Raw genomic sequence first — 1,389 nt, forward strand, 5'->3', positions numbered from 1 at the left:
CCGAGCGCCAGGTGAGTTCGCCAATCGGGCAACTGCCATCGGCGAGGTAGCGCGCCGCCTGGGCAAGGATGCCGCGCAGGGCGTTGGGCTCGCGCACGAAGATGTTGGACATGACTTCGTCGCCCCAGTCTTCGGGGATTTCTTTCCAGCGCTGGTGGGCTTCCTGGAGGAAGGCCAGGTAGGCCGCACCGTGCACAGCCAGCAGTGGATCAAGGCCGTGGTCGTGGGGTTGCTGGATGTCGAAGCCCAGGTTTTGCGCGGCCAGCAGCAGATTGCGGGCGCGCTCCGGGACTTCCTGCGGGGTACGCATCTGGCCACGGGAGTAGTAGCTGCGAGGATGGTGCAGGAGTTGTTCGGGGTGGAAATAAGTACGCATGGGATTTCTCCTGATGGGCACACATCTGCGGTTGAACACCGGACCTGTAGGAGCTGGCTTGCNNGCAAGCCAGCTCCTACATTTTGATCGTGTTCAACCTTGCAGAAATGTTTCGTTAATTAGCCTGGCCGGCACGTTTCAACACGGCATTGAGCAATACATCGGTACCCTGGCGAACGTCCTCGGGCAGCACATCTTCGGCTTCGTTATGACTCAAGCCTCCCACGCACGGAATGAACACCATCGCCGTGGGGCAGAACCGCGCCAGGTGGATGGCGTCATGGCCAGCACCGCTGACAATCGATTGCTGGGCATAACCCAACGCATCCACGGCGGACTGCACACAGGCGACACACTCGGCATCAAACGGTGTCGCCGGGCTGATCCAGTGCGGGCTGACGGTGACGCTCAGACCACGTTGGGCGGCGATGTCCTGCAAGCGGGTGCGCACCTGTTGCTCCATGGCTTCTATGTCGGCGTCGCGGTGATGACGCAGGTCGACGGTAAAATTCAGCAAGCCGGGAATGGTGTTGCGCGACGACTTGGCGATGCTCAATTCACCCACGGTCGTGAGGCCCTCAGGCGCAAAATCAGCCGCCAGGTTTTCCAGCGACTGGATCATCTGCGCGGCGCCGTACAAGGCGTCCTTGCGCAGTGGCATCGGCGTGGTCCCGGCATGGGCGGCCATGCCTTCCACGCGCACGTCGAGCCAGCGAATCGCCTGCCCACCGGTGACCACGCCAATGCTCTTGGCGTTGTCTTCCAGAATAGGACCTTGCTCGATGTGCGCTTCAAAATACGCATCCACCGCGCCGCCCAATGGGCGCTGGCCGTTGTAGCCGGTGCTGCGCAACGCATCCGCCACGCTGACACCGGCGACATCCCGGGTGGCCAGCGCGTTATCCAACGCCAAGGTGCCAGTGAACACCGCCGAGCCGAGCATGGCCGGGGTAAACCGGGCGCCCTCCTCGTTGGTCCATACCGCGATTTCCAGTGGTTTGCGGGTCTTGATG

The 1,389-nt window shown here is 62.3% G+C and carries 1 protein-coding gene and 1 pseudogene; both read right to left on the reverse strand.

The window, feature by feature from the left end:
• Nucleotides 1-376 (reverse strand): annotated as a pseudogene (locus tag HX846_RS34590) (histone deacetylase family protein); the annotation flags it as partial.
• Between the two features lie 115 nt (nt 377-491).
• On the reverse strand, nt 492-1,389 hold an 898-nt coding region (locus HX846_RS34595), incomplete at its 5' end, for a hydantoinase/carbamoylase family amidase (protein WP_178967190.1).

The sequence above is a fragment of the Pseudomonas sp. K5002 genome (assembly GCF_013386655.1).
Lineage (GTDB): Bacteria > Pseudomonadota > Gammaproteobacteria > Pseudomonadales > Pseudomonadaceae > Aquipseudomonas.